The 21,661-nt window shown below is 61.1% G+C and carries 17 protein-coding genes; 8 read left to right on the plus strand and 9 right to left on the minus strand.

Annotated elements, in window-relative coordinates:
- The coding region (gene nrdD, locus NV64_RS09305) for an anaerobic ribonucleoside-triphosphate reductase (RefSeq protein WP_369878870.1) at positions 1–2,247 on the minus strand (2,247 nt) is incomplete at its 3' end.
- A 317-nt stretch (positions 2,248–2,564) separates the two neighbouring features.
- Between nrdD and NV64_RS09310 the strand changes: the two genes are divergently transcribed.
- Positions 2,565–5,123: a DEAD/DEAH box helicase gene (locus tag NV64_RS09310; RefSeq protein WP_101505780.1), complete on the plus strand. Its 2,559-nt coding sequence runs from the start codon at positions 2,565–2,567 to the stop codon at positions 5,121–5,123.
- Positions 5,124–5,163: 40 nt separating this feature from the next.
- On the opposite strand, the gene ridA is transcribed toward NV64_RS09310, so the two are convergent.
- The 4 genes from ridA to argF all read right to left on the minus strand — a co-directional run bounded on the left by ridA (position 5,164) and on the right by argF (position 8,489).
- On the minus strand, positions 5,164–5,550 hold the full coding sequence (gene ridA / locus NV64_RS09315) for a 2-iminobutanoate/2-iminopropanoate deaminase (protein ID WP_056231260.1): 387 nt from the start codon (positions 5,548–5,550) through the stop codon (positions 5,164–5,166).
- 237 nt (positions 5,551–5,787) lie between these two features.
- Positions 5,788–6,252 carry an aspartate carbamoyltransferase regulatory subunit gene (gene pyrI / locus NV64_RS09320; RefSeq protein ID WP_056231263.1) on the minus strand — a complete coding sequence of 155 codons (465 nt, stop codon included), beginning with the start codon at positions 6,250–6,252 and terminating at the stop codon, positions 5,788–5,790.
- Positions 6,253–6,263: 11 nt separating this feature from the next.
- Positions 6,264–7,199, minus strand: a complete 936-nt coding sequence (gene pyrB, locus NV64_RS09325; protein ID WP_056231266.1) for an aspartate carbamoyltransferase — start codon at positions 7,197–7,199, stop codon at positions 6,264–6,266.
- Between the two features lie 279 nt (positions 7,200–7,478).
- On the minus strand, positions 7,479–8,489 hold the full coding sequence (gene argF, locus NV64_RS09330; RefSeq protein WP_101505781.1) for an ornithine carbamoyltransferase: 1,011 nt from the start codon (positions 8,487–8,489) through the stop codon (positions 7,479–7,481).
- A 185-nt stretch (positions 8,490–8,674) separates the two neighbouring features.
- Here argF and rraB point away from each other — a divergent pair, with 185 nt between their 5' ends.
- Both rraB and NV64_RS09340 read left to right on the plus strand, forming a co-directional pair.
- Entirely contained in the window at positions 8,675–9,106 is a 432-nt protein-coding gene (gene rraB / locus NV64_RS09335; RefSeq protein WP_101505782.1) for a ribonuclease E inhibitor RraB, read from the plus strand.
- 272 nt (positions 9,107–9,378) lie between these two features.
- A complete protein-coding gene (locus NV64_RS09340; protein WP_101505792.1) occupies positions 9,379–10,146 on the plus strand; it encodes a tRNA-(ms[2]io[6]A)-hydroxylase in 768 nt (255 codons plus the stop codon).
- A 195-nt stretch (positions 10,147–10,341) separates the two neighbouring features.
- On the opposite strand, the gene NV64_RS09345 is transcribed toward NV64_RS09340, so the two are convergent.
- Positions 10,342–10,845, minus strand: a complete 504-nt coding sequence (locus NV64_RS09345) for a GNAT family N-acetyltransferase (RefSeq protein WP_101505783.1) — start codon at positions 10,843–10,845, stop codon at positions 10,342–10,344.
- A 390-nt stretch (positions 10,846–11,235) separates the two neighbouring features.
- On the opposite strand from NV64_RS09345, the gene NV64_RS09350 reads away from it, so the two are divergent.
- The 3 genes from NV64_RS09350 to NV64_RS09365 all read left to right on the plus strand — a co-directional run bounded on the left by NV64_RS09350 (position 11,236) and on the right by NV64_RS09365 (position 14,179).
- Positions 11,236–12,423 (plus strand): YjgN family protein, encoded by a 1,188-nt coding sequence (locus tag NV64_RS09350; protein ID WP_056231276.1) that lies wholly within the window; start codon positions 11,236–11,238, stop codon positions 12,421–12,423.
- Positions 12,424–12,425: 2 nt separating this feature from the next.
- Positions 12,426–13,451: a M48 family metallopeptidase gene (locus NV64_RS09355; protein ID WP_101505793.1), complete on the plus strand. Its 1,026-nt coding sequence runs from the start codon at positions 12,426–12,428 to the stop codon at positions 13,449–13,451.
- Between the two features lie 545 nt (positions 13,452–13,996).
- Entirely contained in the window at positions 13,997–14,179 is a 183-nt protein-coding gene (locus NV64_RS09365) for a hypothetical protein (RefSeq protein ID WP_101505785.1), read from the plus strand.
- 70 nt (positions 14,180–14,249) lie between these two features.
- Here NV64_RS09365 and NV64_RS09370 read toward each other — a convergent pair whose 3' ends face one another.
- The 3 genes from NV64_RS09370 to pepA all read right to left on the minus strand — a co-directional run bounded on the left by NV64_RS09370 (position 14,250) and on the right by pepA (position 19,146).
- A complete protein-coding gene (locus NV64_RS09370; protein WP_101505786.1) occupies positions 14,250–17,105 on the minus strand; it encodes a valine--tRNA ligase in 2,856 nt (951 codons plus the stop codon).
- A gap of 12 nt (positions 17,106–17,117) precedes the next feature.
- Entirely contained in the window at positions 17,118–17,567 is a 450-nt protein-coding gene (locus NV64_RS09375) for a DNA polymerase III subunit chi (protein WP_056231289.1), read from the minus strand.
- A 67-nt stretch (positions 17,568–17,634) separates the two neighbouring features.
- On the minus strand, positions 17,635–19,146 hold the full coding sequence (gene pepA / locus NV64_RS09380; RefSeq protein WP_056231292.1) for a leucyl aminopeptidase: 1,512 nt from the start codon (positions 19,144–19,146) through the stop codon (positions 17,635–17,637).
- A 268-nt stretch (positions 19,147–19,414) separates the two neighbouring features.
- On the opposite strand from pepA, the gene lptF reads away from it, so the two are divergent.
- Positions 19,415–20,515 carry an LPS export ABC transporter permease LptF gene (gene lptF, locus NV64_RS09385; protein ID WP_056231294.1) on the plus strand — a complete coding sequence of 367 codons (1,101 nt, stop codon included), beginning with the start codon at positions 19,415–19,417 and terminating at the stop codon, positions 20,513–20,515.
- Complete coding sequence (lptG, locus tag NV64_RS09390) at positions 20,515–21,591, plus strand: LPS export ABC transporter permease LptG (protein WP_101505787.1); 1,077 nt, start codon at positions 20,515–20,517, stop codon at positions 21,589–21,591. The genes lptF and lptG overlap by 1 nt, the downstream gene beginning before the upstream one ends.
- The last annotated feature ends 70 nt before the right edge of the window (positions 21,592–21,661 follow it).

The raw sequence follows: 21,661 nt of genomic DNA on the forward strand, positions 1-21,661 counted from the left end.
CAGATGTTTCACCCGCCGCTTCACCTCCTCCTGCTTGCCGGCGTTAAACGGCCGCGCGTCAGGGCTGCCGAGATAGCCGCACACCCGGCGCGTCACCGACACGCGGCGGCTGTCGTGGTTGCCGCAGGCCGGACAGGTAAAGCCCTTGCTGGTGCAGTCAAACTCGCCGCTGAAGCCGCAGTCGTAGCACTGGTCAATCGGCGTATTGGTACCGTAGTAGGGCACCCGGTCGTAGCTGTAATCCCAGACGTCCTCCAGCGCCTGCAGGTTATGCTGCAGGCTGGGGTACTCGCCGTAACAGATAAAGCCGCCGCTGGCTAACGGCGGGTAAGCGGCTTCGAAGTCGATCTTGTCATAGGGATTGACCTTCTTCTCGACGTCGAGGTGGAAGCTGTTGGTGTAGTAGCCTTTGTCGGTCACGCCGGGGATAAGGCCAAATTCAGCGGCATCCAGACGGCAGAAGCGGTCACACAGGTTCTCACTCGGCGTGCTGTAGAGGCTGAAACCGTAGCCGGTCTCGCTTTTCCACGCCTCCACCGCAGCGCGCAGCCGGCTGATAATCGCCACGCCCAGCGCCCGCAGCTTCGGATCGTCGTACGGATGCACCTCTCCGCCGCTGAGGGCGTTCAGCGTCTCATGCAGGCCGATATAGCCCAGCGAGATCGAGGCACGACCGTTGCGGAAGATCGGCGCGATCGGATCGTCAGCCGCCAGGCGCACGCCGCAGGCGCCTTCCATATAGAGGATCGGCGCCACCCGCGCCCTGACGTTCTCCAGCCGGGTGATACGGGTCATCAGCGCAGTTCTGGCCAGCTGCAGCCGCGCGTCGAGCAGCGCCCAGAAACGGTCGCGATCGCCAGCCGACTCCAGCGCAATTCGCGGCAGATTGAGGCTGACCACCCCGAGATTATTGCGTCCCTCGTGCACCGCCTGGCCCTGCTCCTCGTACACCCCGAGGAAGCTGCGACAGCCCATCGGCGTTTTAAACGAGCCGGTGACCTGCACCACCTGGTCGTAGTTGAGGATATCGGGGTACATACGTTTACTGGCGCAGGCCAGCGCCAGCTGCTTGATATCATAGTTTGGCTCACCGGGGCGGCGGTTCAGCCCGGCTTTAATGGCAAACACCAGCTTGGGGAACACCGCCGTTTTATGGTTTTTCCCCAGCCCCGCGATGCGGTTCTGCAGAATGGCGCGCTGGATCATCCGCGCCGCCGCGCTGGTGCCAAGTCCAAAGCCAAAGGTGACGAACGGCGTCTGGCCGTTGGCGGTGTGCAGGGTGTTGACCTCATACTCCAGCGACTGGAAGGCGTCGTAACACTCTTTCTCGGTGCGCGCCTGGGCAAAGGCCTCCACGTCGCTGACCTGCCACTCGCGGGCCACCGCCCGGTGCTTTGCCAGGCTGGCTTCCACGTAAGGAGCCAGCACTTCGTCAATGCGGTTGATGGTGGTGCCGCCGTAGATATGGCTGGCCACCTGGGCAACAATCTGCGCGGTGACGGCGGTGGCGGTGGCGATCGACTTCGGCGGCTCGATATCGGCGTTGCCCATTTTAAAGCCGTGGGTCAGCATGCCGCGCAGGTCCACCAGCATGCAGTTAAACATCGGGAAGAAGGGCGCGTAGTCGAGGTCGTGATAGTGGATCTCACCGCGCCGGTGGGCGTTCACCACCTCGCGCGGCAGCTGCTGCTGCATGGCGTAGTGTTTCGCCACGATCCCGGCCAGCAGATCGCGCTGGGTGGGGATCACCTTGCTGTCCTTATTGGCGTTTTCATGCAGCAGCGCCGAATTGGTCTGCTCCACCAGCCCGCGGATCTCGCTGCCGAGCCGCCCGCGCTGCTCGCGCGCCACGTCACGATCGTGGCGGTACTCGATATAGGCCCGCGCTAGCTGCGGGTAGCGCCCGGCCATCAGCCGGTCCTCCACCGCCCGCTGGATCAGCGCAATATCCAGCCGTCGTGGCTCAGCGAGCGGCAGCTGTTCATCCGCCTGCCGTTGCTCACTCTGCTGCAGCGGTTCGCCGGTCTGTGCGGGTTCCCCTGGTGGCAGCTTTTCACTCCGTTGTGCCGGGTTGCCCGTCGGTGCCTTTTTACCCGACCCGGCCAGCTGCCGGGTGACCGCGGCGGCAACGCGGCGGCAGTACGCCTCATCCTCGACCTGCGCGGCGCGGGCGGCGGCGCGGATCGCCGTCAGAATACGGTTGCTGTCAAAGGCTGCCAGACAGCCGTCGCGTTTAATGACCTGAATTGCCACCGGGATCCTCCTGTGGAAACACTACATATTGTTGATGGTGGCTATAGTAAGCGCTATATGTAGCGTTTTTTGCCGAAGAAATCGGCGCTTTGTTGATTTATCGCAAAGAAGCGGGAGGGGCGGACAGTTGCTGAGCAGTGCCCCGCCGCCGCCGTGGTTTTATCCTCCGGCTGCGCGTTAGCTGAACGCTTAGGCACATTTTGCCATCATCCCGTGCGGCGGCGGTTGCATTCAACCCGCCGGAGTCACTACTATTGCCGGTTGCCGTGAAGCGAAACCTTACCGCTTCGTTTGATCAGGAATTGTGCCCGATGTCATCTGTCACCTATAACCAAAATCAGGTCATGCGCTGGCTGGGGACGCGTACCGTCGCCCGCGCGCGCGAACTGGTGGCCAGCGTGCAGAACATCCGGTGGCAGAACACCCTGTTGACCGGCGAAGTGCCGGGGCGCAAAGCCGAGCCGTTCAGCGTGATTGTCCACTTCAGCCGGCCGCAGGGGCGGCTCTCCGCCAGCGGCGAGTGCAGCTGCGCGGTGAAAAACAACTGCAAGCACGTGGCGGCGGTGATGCTGGCCAACCTGCAGCCGCGCGAGGAGCAGGCGACCATAGCGCTGACAACGGTGGGTGGCGACCCGCAGCCGCAGCTGCAGCTGGAGTCGCGGGCCAATTTTGTCAGCGGCTACGGCCACTACGGCCATCGCCAGAAGCGGCTGGACTTCGCCACGGTCAGCTTTGACTACGACGGCGTGGCGGTTGAGGCCGCCAGCCAGGCGGAGAGCTTCGCCGCCGCCGACGGTCGCCGCTATCAGGTGCAGCGCCAGCCCGCCGCCGAGAACGCCTGGCTGGCGGAGATCCACGCGCTCGGCCTGAGCCCGATCCCCGCCGGACATATCTACACCCCGACGCCGTTGCCGGCGGCGATCTTCGCGCCGGAGGCCCCCGAGCGGTGGCACGCCTTTATCAAAAAAAGCGTCCCGGCGCTGCGCAGGCGCGGCTGGCGGGTGAGCATTGATCGGGAGTTCAGCGGCAACTTCACCGAAGTGAGCGCCATTGAGGGGCGGGCGATCCAGGCGGTCGACGGCTGGTTTGACCTTGAACTGGCGATGAAGGTTGGCCGCCGCCGCCTGCGGCTGGAGCCGCTGCTGGCAAAGCTGTTCAGCGAAGATCGCCGCTGGACCGCCGGCAACCTCAGCCTGATCGCCGACGACGAAGCGATCGAGCTGCGTGACGATCGCCAGCAGCGGCTGCTGTTTCGCGCCGCGCAGCTGAAACCGCTGGTGGCCAACCTGATCGACCTGTTTGCTACCCCGGATCGGCCGCTGCGGCTGGCGGCCTGGGACGTCGGCCGCCTGAGCAGCAGCGACGAACGCAGCCGCTGGATCTTCGATGGTGAAAACCCGGTACACCAGCTGGCGCAGCGCCTGAGCGGCAACGCGGGCGTGCAGCCGGTCAGCCCGCCGCGCGGTCTGAAGGCGCAGCTGCGCGACTACCAGCTGCAGGGGGTGAACTGGATGCAGTTCCTGCGCCAGCATCAGCTGGCCGGGGTGCTGGCCGACGATATGGGGCTGGGCAAAACCATCCAGACTCTTGCCCACCTGCTGCTGGAGAAAGAGGCCGACCGCCTCGATCGCCCGGCGCTGATCGTGGTGCCAACGACGCTGGTGCACAACTGGTGCTGCGAGGCGGCGCGCTTCGCGCCCGACCTGAAGGTGCTGGCGCTGACCGGACCGCAGCGCAAAGCCTTCTATGACCGGCTGACGCAGTACGACGTGGTGATCACCACCTATTCGCTGCTGTGGCGCGATCAGCCGCAGCTGGTGGCGCACCATTACCATCTGCTGATCCTCGACGAAGCGCAGTACGTGAAAAACAGCGCCTCGCGGGCGGCGGCGGTGATCCGCGCGCTGAAAACCCGCCACCGCCTGTGCCTGACCGGCACGCCGCTGGAGAACCACCTCGGCGAGCTGTGGTCGCAGTTTGACTTTCTGCTGCCGGGCTTCCTCGGCAGCGAACGCGACTTCACCCAGCAGTGGCGCATACCGGTGGAGCGCGACGGCGATCGGGTGCGGCGCGAACTGCTGGCAAAGCGGGTGCGGCCGTTTATGCTGCGCCGCCGTAAGCAGGAGGTGGCGAAAGAGCTGCCGCCAAAGAACACCATCGTGCGCAGCGTGGCGCTGGAGGGGGGCCAGCGCGAGCTGTACGACCAGCTGCGCAGTGCGATGCAGGATCGCGTACAGCTGGCGGTGCAGCAGCAGGGGGCGGGGCGCAGCCATCTGCTGGTGCTGGACGCGCTGCTCAAGCTGCGGCAGATCTGCTGCGATCCGCGGCTGGTGGCCGACGCCCGCGCGGAGAAGGTCAGACATTCCGCCAAGCTGGCGCTGCTGCGCGAGATGCTGAGCGATCTGCTGGCGGAAGACAGGCGCATCCTGATCTTCTCGCAGTTCACCAGCATGCTGGCGATCATCGCCGAAGAGCTGCAGAAGGCGCGTATCGCTTTTGTCACCCTGACCGGCAGCACCCGCGATCGCGAAACGCCGGTCGCGCGCTTCCAGCGCGGCGAGGTGCCGGTGTTTCTGATCAGCCTGAAGGCCGGCGGTGTCGGTCTCAACCTGACGGCGGCGGACACGGTGATCCACTACGATCCCTGGTGGAACCCGGCGGCAGAGAACCAGGCCACCGACCGCGCCTACCGACTGGGCCAGGATAAACCGGTGTTTGTCTACAAGCTGATCGCGGCGGATACCATCGAAGAGAAGGTGGTGGCGCTGCAGCAGCAGAAGGCGGAGCTGGCGGGGGATATCCTGGCCGACGAACTGAGCGAGCCGTCCAGCTTTAGCGCGGACGATCTGACGCTGCTGTTCTCACAGTAAAGGCAGGGGGCCTGGGGCCCCTGCCGGATAAAGCAGGCGCTTAGCGGCGTACTGCGATCGCTTCAATCTCAATCTTCACGTCTTTTGGCAGACGCGCCACTTCCACGCAGGAGCGCGCCGGGAAGCTCGCCTGGTGCGCGGTAAAGAAGGCTTCATAGGCGGCGTTTACCGTGGTGAAGTCATTCAGATCCTTCACAAATACCGTCATCTTCACGATGTCGCCTACCTTCAGGCCGGCGGCTTCAACGATCGCCTGCACGTTGGCCAGCGACTGCTGCGTCTGCGCGGTGATATCTTCCGGCACGTTGCCGGTTTTCGGGTCCACCGGGATCTGGCCGGAGGTGAAGATCAGGCTGCCGAGATCGACGCCCTGCACGTAAGGGCCGATGGCAGCAGGGGCGTGTTCAGTACTGATTTCGCGGGACATACTCTCTCCTTAAGGTGTATAGGATGCGGGCGGGATGGTGCCCGCCCGGCGTCGCTGACAGCTTGCCCGCCTTAACGGCGGAATGCAATCGCGCTTAGCGCCAGCCATCTTGCAGCGGCGGCTGTTACGCGGGCGTAAGGCCGCTGCCGCTTAACCGTAGACCTTTACGCCAGCGTTCAGGCGATCGGGCTGCTGCCGCCTGACCGACGGCCTTCACGCCAGCGTGCGGGCGGCGACTTAATCCGCCGCCATCACCACGTGGTGGGCGAACTCTTTCTCACAGTATTTGCACTTCAGGTGCAGATCGTCGGCGCGCTGCTTAACGGTAAAGCTGGAGAACACCGGTTCGCTGCGGCTGATGCAGTTACCGTTCGGGCAGGTCAGCACGCGCTCGATGCGCTCCGGCAGCACCGGCGACAGCTTGGCCACCACGTCGTACTCGTCAATGCGGTTAACGGTGGCGTGCGGCGCGTAGAACGCCAGCTGGTTGATCTGATCGTCGGTGAGGAAGGTGTTCTCGATCTTGATCAGATCTTTACGCCCCAGCTCGCCGGACGGCAGGTTCAGGCCGATGGTGATGCGCTGATCGGTTTCGGTCAGGCGGAACAGCGACAGCAGCTTAAACCCGACCTGCGCCGGGATATGGTCAATCACCGTACCGCGTTTGATCGCTTCAACCTGTAACTTATTATCCTGTGTCATCGTGGTTCCCCTTACAGATCCAGTTCACTGTTCAGTACCAGCGCCAGCAAGGCCTGGCGTGCGTAGATGCCGTTGCCGGCCTGCTGGAAGTACCAGGCGTGCGGCGTGCTGTCGACGTCGGTGTCGATTTCGTCAATGCGCGGCAGCGGGTGCAGCACCTTCATATTGTCGCGGGCGCCGGCCAGGTCGGCGGCGCGCAGAATAAACTGCGCCTTGACGTTGGCGTACTCGGACGGATCCAGCCGCTCTTTCTGCACGCGGGTCATATACAGAATATCCAGCTCGGGCACTACCTCTTCAATGCTGTCGTGGCGGCTCCAGGCGATGCCCTTCTCGTCGAGCATATCGGTAATGTAGGACGGCATCGCCAGCGCGTCCGGCGCGATAAAGTAGAAGCGGTTGCCGTCAAACTTGGCCAGCGCCTGGGTCAGTGAATGCACGGTACGGCCATACTTCAGGTCGCCGACCATCGCCACGTTAAGGTTGTTCAGCCGGCCCTGGGTCTCCTGCAGGGTAAACAGGTCCAGCAGCGTCTGAGTCGGGTGCTGATTGGCTCCGTCACCGGCGTTCAGCACCGGGATACCGCCGGAAAACTCGGTGGCCAGGCGCGCCGCGCCCTCCTGCGGGTGACGCATCACGATGGCGTCGACGTAGGTGCCAATCACCGAAATGGTATCGGCCAGCGTTTCACCTTTCTTGCCCAGCGAGGTACTGCCGCCGTCGGCAAAGCCGACCACCGAGGCACCCAGCCGGTGAATAGCGGTTTCGAACGACAGGCGGGTGCGGGTGGAGGCTTCAAAAAAGCAGCTGGCGACGACTTTATGCTTCAGCAGCTCCGGCTGCGGCGTGGCCTTCAGGCTTGCCGCGGTTTTCAGCACCAGCTCCAGCTCGTCACGGTTGAGATCGTTAATGGAAATAATATGTTTGTGATACAACGGATTCGCCATGCTCACTCTCCTGGTTGCCCCGGCTGTACCCGGGCCGCTGTCGCGGGGGTGAAAATTTGGGCAAAAAAAAGCCCCTCAGCGAGGGGCTTTTCTTACGCGATCGGTGATGCCATTAACGGAAAAACGCGGCTGCCCGCCTGCGTGCAGACGTGGTTGAACGAAGCGATAAGTAACGTTCTGTGGCATGGTTCCTCCCGGCAAACGGGGGGCATTATACGCATTCGGCATGGCACGGCAAGCGGAAATCACCTGCCACGTAATCGGTTGCCCGGCCCCGGTTTACACCAGCTGCGCCAGGGTGGCGACCATCACCGCCTTGATGGTATGCAGGCGGTTTTCCGCCTGGTCGAACACCACGCTGTGCGCCGACTCAAACACCTCGTCGGTGACTTCCATACCGCCGTGCAGATCGTACTGCTGCGCCATCTGCTGGCCCAGCGTGGTCTGATCGTCGTGGAAGGCGGGCAGGCAGTGCAGGAACTTCACCTGCGGATTGCCGGTCAGATCCAGCATCGCTTTATTGACCTGATAGGCGCGCAGTAAGGCAATCCGCTCTGCCCACACCTCTTTCGGCTCGCCCATCGACACCCAGACGTCGGTATAGATAAAGTCGGCACCGGCCACCCCGGCGGCGATATCCTCGGTCAGGGTGATTTTGCCACCGGTTTTCGCCGCCGCTGCCCGGCACTCTTCCACCAGCTGCGCATCCGGCCAGCACGCCTTCGGTGCTACCAGCCGCAGATCCAGCCCGGTCAGCGCTGCCGCTTCCAGCATGGTATTACCCATATTGTTGCGTGCGTCGCCGACATAGACGAAGGTCATCTGGCTGAAGGCCTTCTCCGGCAGGTGCTCCTGCATGGTCAGCAGGTCGGCCAGCAGCTGGGTCGGGTGGAACTCGTTGGTCAGCCCGTTCCACACCGGCACGCCGGCGTGTTCGGCCAGCGACTCGACCAGCGCCTGGCCGTGGCCGCGATACTGAATGCCGTCATACATGCGGCCGAGCACGCGTGCGGTGTCCTTCATCGACTCCTTATGGCCGATCTGGCTGCCGCTCGGGCCGAGATAGGTGACGTTAGCCCCCTGGTCGTAAGCGGCAACTTCGAAAGAGCATCGGGTACGGGTCGAGTCTTTTTCGAAGATGAGCGCAATATTCTTGCCCTTCAGGTGCTGAATTTCTTCACCATTTTTCTTGTCGGTCTTAAGTGTCGAGGCCAGCGCCAGCAAGCCGTTGATTTCGGCGGGGGTAAAATCCAGCAGCCTGAGAAAATGCCGTTTGTACAGTTGACTCATAACGCACTCCGGTAACTTATTAATGAATTAAAATTCAATTTAACCGTATGAATATTCATTTTCAACCCCGGCATGCAGAAACTTTTTTATAAAGGTAGTGGCGCGACGGGCGCTGTGGGAAAATACTAAAAATTGCCGGTGCCGTCACTACAGACGCAGGGTACCTTTGACTTGAGGAATGGATTATGGCTAACGAAGCATTACTGGAAGAGCAGCGCGAAGAGACACGGCTGATTATTGAAGAACTGCTGGAAGACGGCAGCGATCCGGATGCGCTCTATACCATCGAGCACCACTTCTCCTGCAGCAGCTTTGATGCGCTGGAGAAAGCGGCGGTTGAGGCCTTCAAGCTGGGCTACGAAGTGACCGAGCCGGAAGAGCTGGAGCTGGACGACGGTACCACGGTGATGTGCTGTGACATCCTCAGCGAAGGCGCGCTGAACGCCGAGCTGATCGACAAGCAGGTCGAGCAGCTGGTGAATCTGGTGGCGCAGTTCAACGTTGACTACGACGGCTGGGGCACCTACTTCGAAGATCCGGATGCGCAGGACGAAGACGACGAAGGCGAAGAGGAAGACGAGCAGGAAGACGGCGACGACAACGGCGTCCGTCACTGATCTGGCCGGCCGGGAGAAAAGCGGCGGCCTGCCTGATGGCTGCTGTCGCCGTAATCCCCTGGCCGCTGTTCTGAACAGGTCACAGTGGCCCGCGCGTTGCGGGTTATCACGGCCTGTTTACTGACGCCAGTGTTGCTGCCCGTGTCAGAAACGCTGACCCGCGTTAACGCAAAGACCGGCTGCCGGGTTCGTCAGCAACCGTGCTTTGCGTTCAGCGCCCTCTGAACCCAAATCTGTGCCACTAACCGCTTTCACTGACCTTTCTGATGACTATGACCCAGTTTGACACTCTGTTAGCCCCGATCCACGGCTTTCTGCACTGCCGTACTCCGCAGGCGTGGATCGACGAAGCGCGCAAGCCGGAAAACCTGCCGCTGTTACTCACCGACCACCTGGTATGCGAGCTGAAAGCCGCCCAGACCGCGATGTGGCTGATCCGCAAATACGTGGCGGATAAAGCCAGCGGCGACGCGCTGCTGGCGTGGCTGAGGCCCTGGGAAGATTTTGTCCATAACGACCAGGCCGACCTCGGGTTTCTGGAACAGCATAAGGCGCTGTCCAAAACCATCATCAGCCGTGAAGAGCTGCCCTACGGCGACGCGCTGGTGGATAAGATGGTGCTGCTGATCAAAGAGGAGCTGCACCACTTCTATCAGGTGCTGGAGATCATGCAGGCGCGCGATATCCCCTATATGAAGATCACCGCCAGCCGCTATGCCAAAGGCCTGATACGTGAAATCACCACCCATGAGCCGCAGGCGCTGGTGGATAAGCTGATCTGCGGGGCCTATATCGAAGCGCGATCCTGTGAACGCTTCGCCAGCCTGGCCCCGCATCTGGACGATCGCCTGTCGGCGTTTTACGTCTCGCTGCTGCGCTCGGAAGCGCGCCACTATCAGGATTATCTTGAGCTGGCGCAGCTGATCTCACCGAAGGATATCAGCGCGCGGGTACAGAAGATCGGCGAGACCGAGGCGAAACTGATTAGCGAACCGGACGACAGGCTGCGCTTTCACAGCGGCGTACCGGCGTTTGCCTGACAACCCGGCAGGGCCATCAGCCACTGGCGGTGTACCGGCGTATGCCTGCTAACCCTGCATGGCCTTCAGCCACTGGCGGGTAAGCGGCGGACAGCCCGAGCGATCTTAGTGTGGCGCGGACGTTGCCAGGCCGGGCGGATGCTGATGCGGGGATCGTGACCCCGTCCTGCCGCAGTGGCAGGGCGGTCAGCGGTGTTACAGCGTCTTCAGCATCGTCACTTCGCAGTCAACGTGGCCGGTGTAGCCCAGCGGCCCGTCGATATGCGCAAAGCCGAGGTGCTCATACAGGCGGATCGCGCGGGTCAGCGAGGCGGTGGTTTCCAGATAGCAGCGCTTAAAGCCCAGCGTGCGGGCGTACTCCAGCGCCTGAATAGCCAGATCGCGCGCCACGCCGAGGCCGCGCGCCTCGCTGAGGAAATACATCTTCTGCAGCTCGCAGACGTCCGCCTCACCGCCCTGCAGCGGTGCCACGCCGCCGCCGCCGACCACCTGACCATTCACCTCGACCACCCAGTAGGCGCTGTCCGGCTCGCTGTAGAGCTCAAACAGCCGGTCAAGGTTAGGGTCGGAAACGGTATAGCCTTTGTCTGCGGTCAGCCCGAATTCGGCAGAGACGGTGCGGATCACCTGTGCAATCAGCGGATTATCAGCAGCGGTAATCGGGCGTACCCGCAGGGTGGCGTGTATAGCGGTGGTCATACGTCTCGCTCTGGGTCAGGGTCAGGAAGAAACGTGTAATAACATTGCTGACGTAAAGATGCAACGTTAGCGGCCCTGGCTTTGTTCAGCAGGCCGGTTGAGGTCAGCTCACAGCCGCTTCTCAACCGTTTACCGAACCGGGTTTACCGCCCTCAGGCAATCGTCAGGGTCAGCATAGTGTCCCGCAAAGGGGACATTAAGGGCTCTTCTCTCTTTAATGACCTGAATCCGTGACATTACGCCCAGCCTGTCTGCTATTTAACCTTAAATGACACAACCGGAAACATTTATTGTCGCATCTTTAACCTTGTGGTAAAAATACGCGGTTAAGTTAGATACTTCTTATTCTCATCATCATCTCTCCCCCTCTATTTTCAGGAAGAAAATTTAATGGAAAACCAAACTTCTCCCAATCAGCAGCACCCGGTGCTGTTCCACGGCCGGGCCGGCGAGTACTTCTCGATCTGGCTGGTGAATGCCTTACTCACCATGATCACGCTGGGCATCTACTCCGCGTGGGCCACCGTGCGCCGCCGCCGCTATTTCTACGGCAACACCGAAATCGCCGGCGACCGTTTTGACTACCATGCGCGGCCGATGGACATCCTTAAAGGGCGGATTATCGTCTTTGTGGGCCTGGTGCTGTTCTTTATCCTCTCTTCACTGCTGCCGACGCTGTCGCTCTTGTTTGTGCTGGCGTTCTTCGCGCTGATCCCGTGGATTGTGATCCGCAGCTGGCGCTATAACGCGCTGATGAGCAGCTTCCGCGGCGTGCGTTTTAACTACCTGTGCCGCATCGGCCGCGCCTACTGGGTGATGTACCTCTGCCCGCTGCTGATGGTAATTGGCCTGTATCTGCTGGTCAGCATGGTGGCGCTGTCGGCGATCAACCTCGGCAGCGTCAGCGCCTCATTAGCCATTGGCGTCATCGCGCTGGTGCTGCTGCTGGTCGGCGGTGCGGTAGTTCAGGGGGTGGTCAGCGCGCTGAACCACGACCTGTATATCAATAATATGTCGTTCGGCACGCTGCCGTTTAAGGCGCAGCTGAGCAAAAAAGCGTTTATTAAAATCGTGCTGGTCAGCTTCCTGATCTTCCTGCCGTTCCTGGTGGTCACCGGGCTGCTGATCGGTTCGCTGATGGTTGGCCTGGTGTACGCTGCCGCAATGGGCGTCACCGATCCGCAGATGATGGGCGCGCTGATGGCCGAACACCTGTTCAGCCTGTTCCTTGCCATAGTTGTGCTGATCGTCGGCGGCCTGTTCTCCTCCGCTTACCTGGTGGTGGCGCAGCGCAACTACGCCTTCGGCCAGACTAAACTCGGCGAGGCGTTACAGCTTAAATCGACCCTCTCTACCGGTGCCTTCCTCGGCCTGGTGCTGACCAACAGCCTGATCGTTCTGTTCACGCTGGGGCTCGGTACGCCGATCGCCGAAGTGCGCCTGGCGCGCTATATGGCCAGCAGCACCGCGCTGACTGGTGATATCTCGCTGGTGACCGTACAGGCGCACCATGACAGCGCCGGAACGGCGGTAGCCGAAGAGGTGGCGGCGGCGTTCGATCTCAACGTGGGGATCTGATGCTGCAGCTGGATGGCTTCTACCAGTATCCCGGACGGGCCGCCCGTGAGGTGGCCCGCCTGACGCTTAACGATCGCCATCTGACCCTGATGCAGGACGGTCATCAGCAGGTGCTGCTGCTGAAAGAGGTGCAGGTCTCTGACGCACTGGGCACCATTCCGCTGACTCTGACCTTCCCGGACGGCGGCCGCTTTGTACCGCAGAGTGACGCACAGTTCCGCCAGTGGTGGCAGCAGCGCCACCGGCCGGGGCTGGTGCACCGGCTGGAACGCTACCGCCGCGGCGTGGCGCTGACCCTGCTGGCGACGCTGGCCAGCATTGCTTTATGGCTGTGGGTGATCCTGCCCGCCGCCAGCGACCTGCTGGCGCGTAACCTGCCGGACGTGGTCGCCCGCCAGGTAGGGCAGCAGACGCAGACCCTGCTGCGGCACGGTGGATTCAGCGAGGTGACGCTGCCGCCCGCCGAACGGCAGCGGCTGCAGCAGCTGTTCAGCAGGGCGATCCCCCCCGAGCTGCGCGACGGCACGCTGCCGCTGCAGCTGAAGGTGATGCACTTCGACGGCGGCGCTAACGCCTTTATGCTGGCCGACGGCACGCTAATCGTCAGCGACGATCTGCTGAAGCTGGCAAAAAGTGACGATGCGCTGGTGGCGGTGATGCTGCACGAGATGGGCCACCATCATCACCGCCATCCGCTGCAGATGCTGGTGCGCTCGTCGCTGGTAACGCTGGGCTATATGTGGCTGACCGGCGACGTCAGCGGCATCGGCGACACGATTCTGCAGTCGGCGGCGTTTGTCGACCAGATGCAGTTCTCACGCGGCATGGAGCGCGAGGCGGACGAGTACGCCATTGCGCAGATGCAGGCGCAGGGCCGCTCGCTGGCCGAGATGCAGGCGATCTACACCCGCCTGCAGCAGGAAGGCGACAGGCAGAGCCACGGCCTGCAGCTGCCGGAGTGGATCAGCAGCCACCCGGATATGCCGGAGCGTATTAAGGCCATTCAGGACGCGCAGCCGAAACCGTAACGCTTTACACCTCTGCATAATCATCCACGCCTGACGAAATTCGTCGGGCGTTTTTTTGCCTCACGAAAACAACAGGCAGTTTATCGCGTCGCGGCTGGAATAGTGTCAGGCAGATTCGTTCGGGTACTGGCGAATAACGGGTTTTAAATTTGTCGCGCGATGTACTACAAATAATAATAAAAATGGATTGTTTACTAATAGCGTGTTCCCTTCCGTTGACCCCATGTTGATGAAATATCAATGCTTCATTGTTAACCTCTTCAGATCGTGGGATTACAAACGCAACGGCACAGGGAGAGGGCGAAGGTATGATGACATTTCTGAGGAAGTGGTTGAAGAACAGGATTGTTTTATCCTGTTTGATTTATCTGCCACTCATATTGTTGATCATCTTTGGTATCAGTATGGCTTATATCTTTGCGAATATTGCCATGCAGGTGATGGTGATAGCTGTGGTTATCATGTTAATCGCTCTTTTATTGGTTTCGTCCTGATACGGAAAGGGTCTTATGATGCAATTTTTACGCAAGTGGTTAAGGGAATAAATGCATTTTTTCTTTTGGACTTATTTCCCAATGCTGCTGACGTTAATCTTCGGTATTTTTATGGTCAATTACTGCCCTGACATTGCCATGCAAGCTGTTGGTGTGTTTGTTATTGTCATGATGGTTGCTGTTTTCTTCTGCCATGAAAACTATATTAATCCCGCCATCATCGCCCACCAATAAAAAAGGCGATGCAGGTACTCACCCGCATCGCCCTTTAACCGGCCGTTAACCGGCTGGCATTACCTAAGCCTTACAGCGCAGCAATCACGCCCTGCTGCTCGATCAGCTTGATTTTCGCCTGTTCGAAGTCGGCCAGACGCTCGCGCTCTTTGGCGACTACCGCTTCCGGGGCGCGTGCCACAAAGCCTTCGTTGCCCAGCTTGGCGGTGATTTTTTCCATCTCCGCTTCCACTTTGCCCACTTCCTTCGCCAGACGCTCCAGCTCGACGGTTTTGTCGATCAGCTCGGCCATCGGGATCAGCAGCTCGGCACCGTCGACCAGCTTGGTGACGGAAACCGGGCCTTTGTCACCGGCCGGCAGCAGCTCCAGCTTCTCCAGGCGCGCCAGGGTGCGCAGGAAGGTGTGGTTCTGCTGCACGCGGCGGGCCGCGTCGTCGCTGGCGCCGCGCAGCAGCACGTCCAGCGGCTTGGCAGGGGAGATGTTCATCTCGTTACGGATGTTACGCACCGCAACGATCGCCTGCTTCAGCCACTCGGTATCGGCCATCGCCGCCTCGTCAACGCGCGCGGCGTCAAACTCCGGCATCGGCTGCAGCATAATGGTGTCGTCGCTGATGTTCTTCAGCACTTTCACCTGCTGCCAGATGGTTTCGGTAATGAACGGGATAATCGGGTGTGCCAGGCGCAGCAGCGCTTCCAGCACCGTCACCAGCGTGTTGCGGGTGCCGCGCAGCTGGTTCTCGCTGCCGCCGTTCATCACCGGCTTGGCCAGCTCCAGGTACCAGTCGCAGAACTGGTTCCAGGTAAACTCGTAGAGAATACCGGCCGCCAGATCGAAGCGGTAGCTGTCCAGCGCTTCGCGGTAGGCTTTCACCGTCTGATTAAACTCGGCGAGGATCCAGCGGTCGGCCAGCGACAGCTCCAGTTCGCCGCCGTTAAAGCCGCAGTCGTGGCCTTCGGTGTTCATCAGCACAAAGCGGCTGGCGTTCCACAGCTTGTTACAGAAGTTGCGGTAGCCTTCCAGGCGCTTCATATCCCAGTTGATGTCGCGGCCGGTAGAGGCCAGCGCCGCCAGGGTAAAGCGCAGGGCGTCGGTGCCGTGCGGCTCGATGCCGTTCGGGAACTGCTTCTCGGTGCGCTTGCGGATCTTCTCCGCCAGCTGCGGCTGCATCATGTTGCCGGTGCGTTTCTCCAGCAGGTCTTCCAGCGAGATGCCGTCGACCATATCCAGCGGATCGATCACGTTACCCTTCGACTTGGACATCTTCTGCCCTTCGTCGTCGCGGATCAGCCCGGTCATATAGACGGTGTTAAACGGCACCTGCGGCTTGCCGTCTTCATCCTTGATAAAGTGCATGGTCAGCATGATCATGCGCGCAATCCAGAAGAAGATGATGTCAAAGCCGCTGACCAGCACGCTGGTCGGGTGGAAGGTACGTAGCGCTTCGGTGTTTTCCGGCCAGCCGAGGGTGGAGAAGGTCCACAGCCCGGAGGAGAACCAGGTATCCAGCACGTCTTCGTCCTGGCGCAGCGCCACGTCCGGGCCGAGGTTGTTCTCGGCGCGCACTTCTTCTTCGCTGCGGGCAACGTAGACGTTACCGGCGTCGTCGTACCAGGCCGGGATACGGTGGCCCCACCACAGCTGACGGGAGATGCACCAGTCCTGGATATCGCGCATCCACGAGAAGTACATGTTCTCATACTGCTTCGGCACGAACTGAATATCACCGTTCTCTACCGCTTCCACCGCCACTTTCGCCAGCGGGGCGGTGCGCACGTACCACTGATCGGTCAGCATCGGCTCGATCACCACGCCGCCGCGATCGCCGTAAGGAACGGTCAGATCGTGCGGTTTGATCTCGTCGAGCAGGCCGAGCGCGTCGATGGCGGCAACGATGGCTTTACGCGCTGCAAAGCGCTCCAGGCCACGGAACTCCGCCGGGATAGAATCGTCGTGCGCATCGCACTCTTCGCCGTTGGTGTCGTAAACCTGTGCCGCATCGCGGATATCGCCGTCGAAGGTCAGGATGTTGATCATCGGCAGCTTATGACGACGACCCACTTCGTAGTCGTTAAAGTCGTGCGCCGGGGTGATCTTCACGCAGCCGGTGCCTTTCTCCATATCGGCGTGTTCGTCGCCGACGATCGGGATGCGGCGATTAACCAGCGGCAGCACGAGGAACTTGCCGATCAGGTCTTTATAGCGCGGATCTTCCGGATTGACCGCCACGCCGGTATCACCAAGGATGGTTTCCGGGCGGGTGGTGGCGACCACCAGGTAATCTTTGCCGTCGGCGGTTTTCACGCCGTCGGCCAGCGGGTAGCGCAGGTGCCACATTGAGCCTTTTGACTCGCGGTTCTCCACTTCCAGGTCGGAGATGGCGGTGCGCAGCTTCGGATCCCAGTTCACCAGGCGCTTGCCGCGGTAGATCAGGTTCTCTTTATGCAGGCGAACGAACACCTCTTTCACCGCGTTAGACAGGCCGTCGTCCATGGTGAAGCGCTCGCGCTCCCAGTCCACGGAGTTGCCGAGGCGGCGCATCTGGCGGGTGATGGTGCCGCCGGACTCCGCTTTCCACTGCCAGATTTTTTCGATAAAAGCGTCGCGGCCGTAGTCCTGACGGGTTTTCCCCTCTTCAGCGGCGATCTTACGCTCCACCACCATCTGCGTGGCGATGCCCGCGTGGTCGGTGCCCGCCTGCCACAGGGTGTTTTTCCCCTGCATGCGCTGGTAGCGGATCATGGTGTCCATGATGGTCTGCTGGAAGGCGTGACCCATATGCAAGCTGCCGGTGACGTTCGGCGGCGGGATCATGATGCAGAAGCTTTCCTGGCTGGTATCGCCATGCGGTTTAAAGTAGCCCTGCTGTTCCCAGTGCTCGTAAAGCGGCTGCTCGATATCTTGCGGGTTATATGTCTTTTCCATATCTGCTATGTCTTAGGCAATGGGCGGCGTTGCCGTATTCAAGTGGAATCCAACGCTGCGGTACGCTTTATAGCGGTCGCGCGCCAGCTGTTTCAAAGATTCTTCGTAGGGAACGAAGTCTATCACTTCATAGAAAGCGGTGGCAAAATCTGCAAACTGCGGCAGCAGGCTGATCAGCAGGTCGCGCGGGGCGTTGCCGCGGCGCTGCGGCCAGGCCAGCTCGACCGGCGCACCGTATTTCGGGCCTTCCCCCGCCAGATTATGCGGCACAAAGGCGTCGGCCGGGCGCTGCCACAGCGCCTCATCCAGCCGGATCGCCTGGGCTTCATCGGCGCAGGCGATCAGCACCCGCTTGCCTTCACGCCAGCGGGCACCGGCCAGATCGCAGACCAGCGCTTCCTGCGCGCTCAGCCCGTCAACCGGGGTGTCGGTTTCCAGCAGATAGAAGGTGGCGTTTTTCATCAGGGTGCTCGTTTAATCGGGTAAGCGTACAGGGCCGGTGAACCGGCCCTGTACGGCGGTGGCGGCGTTAATCGTCGCCGTTCAGGCCCGCGCGGTTCAGCAGGAACTGCGACAGCAGGGCGACCGGGCGGCCGGTGGCGCCTTTGGCCTTGCCGGAGCGCCAGGCGGTACCGGCCACGTCGAGGTGCGCCCAGTTATACTTACGGGCAAAGCGCGCCAGGAAGCAGGCGGCGGTAATGGCACCGCCGGGGCGGCCGCCGATATTGGCCATATCGGCAAAGTTCGAGTCCAGCTGCTCCTGATACTCGTCGGCCATCGGCAGACGCCAGGCGCGGTCGCCGGCCTGCTCTGAGGCACCGATCAGCTCGTGCGCCAGCGGATTGTGGTTCGACAGCAGGCCGCTGATATGGTGGCCAAGCGCGATCACGCAGGCCCCGGTCAGCGTCGCCACGTCAATCACCACTTCCGGATCGAAGCGCTCAACGTAGGTCAGCGCGTCGCACAGCACCAGGCGGCCTTCGGCGTCGGTGTTCAGCACCTCGACGGTCTGGCCGGACATGGTGGTCAGCACGTCGCCCGGACGGTAGGCACGGCCGCCGGGCATGTTTTCACAGCCCGCCAGCACGCCAACCACGTTCAGCGGCAGGTTCAGCTCGGCGACCATACGCATCACGCCGTACACCGCCGCCGCGCCGCACATATCATACTTCATCTCGTCCATCGCTTCGCCCGGCTTGAGCGAGATGCCGCCGGTATCGAAGGTGACGCCTTTACCGACCAGCACGATCGGCCGCGCATCCGCGTCCGGGTTGCCCTTGTAGTCGATCACCGACATCAGCGACTCATTCTGCGAGCCCTGGCCGACGGCGAGGTAGGCGTTCATGCCCAGCTCTTTCATCTGCTGCTCGCCGATCACCCGGGTGGTGATGTTCCTGCTGTAGGCGTCCGCCAGCTGGCGCGCCTGCGAGGCCAGATACGCCGCGTTACAAATATTTGGCGGCATATTGCCGAGGTCTTTCGCCGCCTTAACGCCGGAGGCCACGGCCAGGCCGTGCTGGATAGCGCGCTCGCCGCTGGTCAGCTCGCGGCGGGTCGGCACGTTAAACACCAGCTTGCGCAGCGGGCGGCGCGGCTCGACCTTGTTGCTCTTCAGCTGATCGAAGCTGTAGAGCGTCTCTTTCGAGGTCTCCACCGCCTGGCGCACTTTCCAGTAGGTGTTACGCCCTTTCACGTGCAGCTCGGTCAGGAAGCAGACCGCTTCCATCGACCCGGTGTCGTTCAGGGTGTTGATGGTTTTCTGGATCACCTGCTTGTACTGGCGCTCGTCCAGTTCGCGTTCCTTGCCGCAACCGATCAACAGGATGCGCTCAGAGAGAATGTTCGGCACATGATGCAGCAGCAGGGTTTGCCCCACTTTGCCTTCCAGCTCGCCGCGGCGCAGCAGGGCGCTGATATAGCCATCGCTGATTTTATCCAGCTGTTCAGCAATCGGTGATAACCGGCGCGGTTCGAAAACACCCACTACAATACAGGCACTGCGCTGTTTTTCCGGGCTACCGCTCTTTACACTGAACTCCATGCATTCTCCTGAATCTTAAAGACAACGGCGGCTGCTGCGGCTAGAATGTAGCGCTTCCGTAACGAAAAGTGCCGTTGCGTAAACGTCGTTTAGTCACGAACGTCAGAGTCAGTTCCGGGGAAGTTTTTAAGTTTTAACCCCACCGGAACGCGATTATTGTCATACTATTTTAGCTATGACATGGGCCATTGATGAGAAAAAATGGCGTATAAGCGATGAAACTAGCGATTTTCCTGCAAAAAGACAAGTTTTCACAGGCGTATTCAGCGTGATCATCATTAGATATCTGGTTAAGGAAACGCTCAAAAGCCAGCTGGCTATCCTGTTCATCCTGCTGCTGATCTTCTTTTGTCAGAAGTTAGTCAGGATACTGGGAGCCGCGGTGGATGGCGAGATTCCAACAAACTTAGTCCTCACCTTACTCGGCCTCGGCGTGCCCGAAATGGCGCAGCTGATCCTGCCGTTAAGCCTCTTTTTAGCCATTCTGATGACGCTCGGCCGGTTATACACCGAGAGTGAAATCACCGTGATGCACGCCTGCGGCCTCGGTAAGAGCGTGCTGGTCAAAGCGGCGATGCTGCTGATGCTGTTCACCGCGCTGCTGGCGGCGGTCAACGTCGGCTGGCTTGGCCCGTGGTCGTCGCGTTATCAGAGCGAAGTGACGCAGAACGCCAAAGCCAACCCGGGCGCGGCGGCGCTGGCCGCCGGCCAGTTCCAGCAGTCCGGTGACGGCCAGTCGGTGCTGTTTATCGAGAACGTTAAAGGTAACAACTTCGGCAAGGTGTTCTTAGCCCAGCTGCGGCCGAACGGCAACGCCCGCCCGTCGGTGGTGGTGGCCGATCAGGGGCATATGAACCAGCGCGCCGACGGCTCGCAGGTGGTGACCCTCGATCACGGTACCCGCTTTGAGGGCACCGCGCTGCTGCGTGACTTCCGCATCACCGATTTTGAGAACTACCAGGCGATTGTCGGCCACCAGACGGTGACGCTCGACCCGAATGACGCCGAACAGATGTCGCTGCTGGCGCTGTGGCGGTCAGACAAAACCGAGTTCAGAAGCGAGCTGCACTGGCGGCTGACGCTGGTGTTCTCGGTGCTGGTGATGGCGCTGATGGTGGTGCCGCTCAGCGTGGTCAACCCACGCCAGGGCCGCGTGCTGTCGATGCTGCCGGCGATGCTGCTCTACCTGGTGTTCTTCCTGCTGCAGAGCTCGCTGCGCTCCAGCGGCAACAAGGGCCGGCTCGATCCGGCGGTCTGGATGTGGCTGGTTAACCTCAGCTACCTGGCGCTGGCGGTGCTGCTTAACCTGTGGGATACGGTGCCGATGCGCCGCCTGCGTGCGCGCTTTACCCGCGGAGGGTCGGTCTGATGTTTGGCGTACTTGACCGTTATATCGGTAAAACCATCTTTAACACCATCATGGCGACGCTGTTTATGCTGGTGTCGCTCTCCGGCATCATCAAGTTTGTTGACCAGCTGCGCAAAACCGGGCAGGGCGAGTACACCGCGCTCGGTGCCGGCATCTACACCCTGCTCAGCGTGCCGAAGGACGTGGAGATCTTCTTCCCGATGGCCGCGCTGCTTGGCGCGCTGCTGGGCCTCGGCATGCTGGCGCAGCGCAGCGAACTGGTGGTGATGCAGGCCTCGGGCTTTACCCGCCTGCAGATTGCCGCCTCGGTGATGAAAACCGCCATTCCGCTGGTGATCCTCACCATGGCCATCGGCGAGTTTGTTGCGCCAAAAGGCGAGCAGATGGCGCGTAACTACCGTGCGCAGCAGCTGGTGGGCGGCTCGCTGCTCTCCACCCAGAACGGGCTGTGGGCGAAGGACGGCGATAACTTTATCTTTATCGAACGTATCCGCGACAACAGCGAACTGGCCGGCATCAGCATCTACAGCTTTAACCACGAGCGCCGCCTGCAGTCGGTGCGCTACGCGGCAAGCGCGAAATACGATGCAGGACGGGCGATCTGGCAGCTGTCGCAGGTGGATCAGTCCGACCTCACCGACCCGAAACAGGTGCGCGGCAGCCAGACGCTGACCGGCGAGTGGAAAACCACCCTGACGCCGGACAAGCTTGGCGTGGTGGCGCTGGATCCGGAAGCGCTGTCGATCAGCGGGCTGTATGCCTACACCAAATACCTCAAGCAGAGTGGCCAGGTTTCTGGCCGCTACCAGCTGAACATGTGGAGCAAGATCTTCCAGCCGCTTTCGGTGGCGGTGATGATGCTGATGGCGCTGTCGTTTATCTTCGGCCCGCTGCGCAGCGTGTCGATGGGCATGCGGATGATCACCGGCATCAGCTTCGGTTTTCTGTTCTACGTGCTGGATCAGATCTTCGGCCCGCTGAGCCTGGTGTACAGCATCCCGCCGGTGCTCGGTGCGCTGCTGCCGAGCGCGGCGTTCTTTGCGCTGAGTTTGTATATGTTGCTGAAGCGTCGATAGACGCGGGGGTTATCCGCTGGCGCGGGGCCATTTTAAGGGCACCCGCCGGCGCGAAGCCGGGCAGGGACGA

The organism is Erwinia sp. B116 (assembly GCF_002865965.1).
GTDB lineage: Bacteria > Pseudomonadota > Gammaproteobacteria > Enterobacterales > Enterobacteriaceae > Erwinia.

What these genes read in the sequence shown, in the direction of transcription:
- argF (WP_101505781.1), bottom strand. Translation starts at nt 8,489, where the DNA reads ATGAGTCAACTGTACAAACGGCATTTTCTCAGGCTGCTGGATTTTACC.
- pyrB (WP_056231266.1), bottom strand. Translation starts at nt 7,199, where the DNA reads ATGGCGAATCCGTTGTATCACAAACATATTATTTCCATTAACGATCTC.
- NV64_RS09375 (WP_056231289.1), bottom strand. Translation starts at nt 17,567, where the DNA reads ATGAAAAACGCCACCTTCTATCTGCTGGAAACCGACACCCCGGTTGAC.
- rraB (WP_101505782.1), top strand. Translation starts at nt 8,675, where the DNA reads ATGGCTAACGAAGCATTACTGGAAGAGCAGCGCGAAGAGACACGGCTG.
- lptG (WP_101505787.1), top strand. Translation starts at nt 20,515, where the DNA reads ATGTTTGGCGTACTTGACCGTTATATCGGTAAAACCATCTTTAACACC.
- ridA (WP_056231260.1), bottom strand. Translation starts at nt 5,550, where the DNA reads ATGTCCCGCGAAATCAGTACTGAACACGCCCCTGCTGCCATCGGCCCT.
- NV64_RS09310 (WP_101505780.1), top strand. Translation starts at nt 2,565, where the DNA reads ATGTCATCTGTCACCTATAACCAAAATCAGGTCATGCGCTGGCTGGGG.
- NV64_RS09340 (WP_101505792.1), top strand. Translation starts at nt 9,379, where the DNA reads ATGACCCAGTTTGACACTCTGTTAGCCCCGATCCACGGCTTTCTGCAC.
- pyrI (WP_056231263.1), bottom strand. Translation starts at nt 6,252, where the DNA reads ATGACACAGGATAATAAGTTACAGGTTGAAGCGATCAAACGCGGTACG.
- NV64_RS09345 (WP_101505783.1), bottom strand. Translation starts at nt 10,845, where the DNA reads ATGACCACCGCTATACACGCCACCCTGCGGGTACGCCCGATTACCGCT.
- NV64_RS09370 (WP_101505786.1), bottom strand. Translation starts at nt 17,105, where the DNA reads ATGGAAAAGACATATAACCCGCAAGATATCGAGCAGCCGCTTTACGAG.
- NV64_RS09365 (WP_101505785.1), top strand. Translation starts at nt 13,997, where the DNA reads ATGCATTTTTTCTTTTGGACTTATTTCCCAATGCTGCTGACGTTAATC.
- pepA (WP_056231292.1), bottom strand. Translation starts at nt 19,146, where the DNA reads ATGGAGTTCAGTGTAAAGAGCGGTAGCCCGGAAAAACAGCGCAGTGCC.
- NV64_RS09350 (WP_056231276.1), top strand. Translation starts at nt 11,236, where the DNA reads ATGGAAAACCAAACTTCTCCCAATCAGCAGCACCCGGTGCTGTTCCAC.